The organism is uncultured Oribacterium sp. (genome assembly GCF_902481605.1).
Classification (GTDB): Bacteria; Bacillota; Clostridia; order Lachnospirales; family Lachnospiraceae; genus Oribacterium; species Oribacterium sinus.
Genome location: NZ_CABSXI010000109.1, coordinates 1 through 3,721 on the forward strand (window position 1 = coordinate 1; position 3,721 = coordinate 3,721).

At 42.4% G+C, this 3,721-nt stretch carries 5 protein-coding genes; 2 read left to right on the plus strand and 3 right to left on the minus strand.

The features are described from left to right. Window positions 1-146 precede the first annotated feature (146 nt). The 3 genes from RDQ32_RS10875 to RDQ32_RS10885 all read right to left on the minus strand — a co-directional run bounded on the left by RDQ32_RS10875 (window position 147) and on the right by RDQ32_RS10885 (window position 2,340). Window positions 147-680 (minus strand): hypothetical protein, encoded by a 534-nt coding sequence (locus tag RDQ32_RS10875; RefSeq protein WP_308580496.1) that lies wholly within the window; start codon window positions 678-680, stop codon window positions 147-149. Window positions 681-759: 79 nt separating this feature from the next. Then, entirely contained in the window at window positions 760-1,557 is a 798-nt protein-coding gene (locus RDQ32_RS10880; protein WP_308580497.1) for a phosphatase, read from the minus strand. 24 nt (window positions 1,558-1,581) lie between these two features. Next, window positions 1,582-2,340, minus strand: a complete 759-nt coding sequence (locus RDQ32_RS10885) for an exodeoxyribonuclease III (RefSeq protein WP_308580499.1) — start codon at window positions 2,338-2,340, stop codon at window positions 1,582-1,584. A 252-nt stretch (window positions 2,341-2,592) separates the two neighbouring features. Between RDQ32_RS10885 and RDQ32_RS10890 the strand changes: the two genes are divergently transcribed. Continuing rightward, window positions 2,593-2,820 (plus strand): hypothetical protein, encoded by a 228-nt coding sequence (locus tag RDQ32_RS10890; protein ID WP_040649157.1) that lies wholly within the window; start codon window positions 2,593-2,595, stop codon window positions 2,818-2,820. A gap of 3 nt (window positions 2,821-2,823) precedes the next feature. Further along, window positions 2,824-3,396 (plus strand): signal peptidase I, encoded by a 573-nt coding sequence (lepB, locus tag RDQ32_RS10895; RefSeq protein WP_308580501.1) that lies wholly within the window; start codon window positions 2,824-2,826, stop codon window positions 3,394-3,396. Window positions 3,397-3,721 lie beyond the last annotated feature (325 nt).

Genomic DNA, 3,721 nt, shown 5'->3' on the forward strand with positions numbered 1-3,721 from the left:
ACTACCCCAAGTTCAGACCTATATTGCCGAAAATCTCTTTAGTACTTTGATTTTTTACAGCCCCTTATCTTATAAGATGTTTTGAACAAAATAGTGTAATAAAAGAGGATGTAGGAAAAGCAATAATTTTCCCTACAACCTCTTTTTTATACTTTTTGATCAATCCCTTCAATTTGTACCTGTTCTTGCAGATACTCCTGAATGATTTTAGGATCAAAGGATTGACGAGGGCTCCAGTTTGTATCAACAGACTTTATTTTCTGTTCAATTTTGGAAACTTCATCCTTTCCGATTTGATCTATCGTGTACATGATGGCTCTTCTTTCCGGGCTGCTTTGTGACTTAGCATAATCTCTAAACTTTTTACTATAGCTTTCAGCGTCGGCAGAATTCACAAATCCCTGATTCTTTAAGAAGGCATCACGGATTTCTTTTCTTGCCAAGGCTTCAATATCCTTACTTACAGGAATAATATACTCTTTTCCTGCACCGGGATAATCCGGACTCATCCAAGGGTCACCTCCTGCGGCAATAAGATTACGGAAGTGTCTCTCTTCTTGGCTTAAACTCCTCCATTCTTTTTCTTCAGGAGATAGATTTTGGTTTTTTTGGGACTGAGGATCAAAATCCTGTTTTGCTATGGCGTATTTTGCCATATTGCTAACGGTCATACTCATCATAGTACCTCTTCCTTTATTTTCTATGAGTAATATCGACCATATATATATATTAACTTGAAACAGCGGTGCAAAACCCGCCTTACCCCAGTCCTGCCTTCTTCATATACTGTAAAAAGCTCTCCTTATCTCTGGTCATAATCAGCTCTTCCGGAAAATGAATCCTCTCCAGTAGAGACTCCACCTTTGAAAATTCTCCAATTCGTAAAGCGATATGGGCATCACTGGAAACGGAGATGGGTACTCCCAATTCCGCACAGCGGACTGCAATGGCTTCGCAACGCTTTTTGGTTTCGTTTCCTTCATCCATGGAATGCTCATTAATCTCAATCAGCACATGCTGTTCCTTTGCGGCAAGAAGCACCGGATCGATTTCAAAGGGAAGTCCGGAACGACCGATATGCCCAAGAATCAAAATCTTTGGGTGCTTCATGGCCTCCAGATAAAGCTTGGTGCAAGCCGAAGCACTTTCTCCCTTGGCAAAGCTGTTTCGGTGGACAGAGGCGATACAATAGTCCATTTTCTTGCAGACACGCTCGTAGAGGGACATTTTCTTCCCGTCATTATAAAAATCTCCGTCAATATTTTTCCAAATGGGAATATCAAAACCGAAAAGATTTCCTTCCATATCCACAATATCCACTTCACAGCCCTGCAAAACCCGAACGCCATGAATTTCCTTAGGCCAGGTGTGGCTTACCATCAAATACTGGTAGTGACGGACATTTTCATAATCCGGATAGAGCATGGCGGAAAAATGATCCGTAGAGCCAAGAAGCTCCAATCCCGCTTCCTTCGCCGCGGCAACATTTTCCAAAATCGTGGAGTAAGCATGGCGGGAATAAAGAGTATGGGTATGAACATCACATTTCAATTTCATAAAATACTTTTCCCCTTTCTATCATTACAGATCCAAAGTGATTTCCACAGGACAATGGTCGGAGCCCATTACTTCTTGATGGATAGAAGCGGAAAGTAGCTTCTTTTCTAACTGCTTGGAAACCACAAAATAGTCGATTCTCCAACCTACATTTCTTTCTCTGGCCTTGGTACGGTAGCTCCACCAACTGTATTCCTCTTCCTTGTCCGGATAGAAATGGCGGAAGGAGTCAAGATAGCCTGAGTCTAAAACCCGGGAAAACTTCGCCCTCTCCTCATCGGAGAAGCCTGCATTCATGTGATTGGAATCCGGATTTTTCAGATCGATTTCCTCATGGGCAACATTTAAGTCACCGCAATAAATTACCGGCTTTTTCTTTTCCAAAGTTAAGATGTAGTTCAGGAAGGCATCTTCGAACTCCATTCTGTAGGGAAGACGCTTCAGCTCTCCTTGAGAATTGGGCACATAGACAGTAATCAGATAAAACTCAGGATACTCCAGAGTAATTACACGACCCTCCTGGTCATGCTCTTCCACACCGATACCGTACTGTACGGACAGCGGTTCTTCCTTTGTGAAAATGGCGGTGCCGGAGTAGCCCTTCTTCACCGCATAATTCCAGTATTGAAAATAACCGGGCAGCTCCAGGTCAATCTGTCCCTCCTGCAATTTGGTTTCCTGCAAACAAAAGATGTCCGCATCCAAACGCTTAAAATCCTCCATAAAGTTTTTTCCCATAACGGCTCTAAGCCCATTTACATTCCAGGAAATCAGTTTTTTCATAAACATCCTTTCTACTCAATCCATTATTTTAAAGAAAATTATTTTTCGTATAGCCATTGCGTAAGCCCTCAGCACAGAACGCAAGCTTGTATTCTTTTTTTTGGCATGAGAATAGTGTAACAGACATTGCAAAGCCTGCAAGGGCTTTCGGGAAATTTCCGGAAGACAAGTTCTTAAAATTTTAAGAACTTTTTGCAAATGCAGGAGGAAAAGGCTATACTGTTTTCAAATCCCAAAGGAAAGGAAAGTAGTATGGCATCACAGAATTTAGAAGAAGTAGCGCAGTACCTGAAGAAGATGAAATTTCGAAAGGCCTTTTTCGGCTTTAAGCCTGCCTCTGTTTGGAAGAAATTAGAGGATTTGGACGGAGAATACCGTTCCGCCATTCAGGTGATGGAAATCGGCTACAAAGCCAGAATTCAGGAAAGAGACGAAAAAATTGCCGCTTTGGAAGAAGAGCTGGCGAAGCTAAAGGGATAGGATATGGCAAAGAAGAAAAAAGAAGTAGAGAAAAAAGCAGTCCTTCCTTTGGATGTGATTCGAAAAAAGAGAACTTATTACCGGCAAATGGGAGACATTCGTTCCTTCTTCTCCCATCTGCTTTTGATGGGTGCCTTGATTTATGTGATGTTCTTCGTCATTTTCGGAATCGCCCCGGTGAAAAATGACGATATGAAGCCAAAGCTCAGTGCAGGAGACCTGATGCTTTACTACCGTTTGGAAAATAAATTTTTCCCCTCCGATGTTCTGGTATATCATAAAGACGGAAAGCAGTTTGTGGGAAGAATCATCGGCATGCCGGGAGACGAGATTGAAATTCCGGATGAAGGCGGTCTGAAAATCAACGGCAATATGCAGGTAGAGGACGGTATTTTCTATTCCACCCAGCCCTATGACACGGAGGCGGTGAAATATCCCGTTAAGCTGAAGGAGGGAGAATACTTTATGATGTCGGACATGCGTTCCGGAGCAAAGGACAGCCGACTCTTCGGCCCGGTTACGAAAGCGGAAATTAAAGGCAAGGTCATTACTATTTTGAGAAGATCCTCCTTATAATGCTTCATAGAAAGAAGAAATTTAGAGAGCTGTTTCGTTTTTTCGAAAGGCTCTCTTATTTGTTTTTTTAGAAGAGTATTTGAATCGTCAGCACTTACTGAGATCTTGCGAAGAGAAGATATGCAGAAAATAAATAGTAGAGCGAATGAAGCCCTATAGGTCTGTATCGGGGTAATCTGAGCCGGCCAGACTTGCTGAGAGCTTGCGAAGAGAAGACCTGCCGAAAACAAATAGTAAAGCGAATGAAGCCCTATAGGTCTGTATCAGGGTAATCTGAGCCCGTCAGTACTTACTGAAAGCGAGCAAAGCGAAGCTTGAAGTTAGT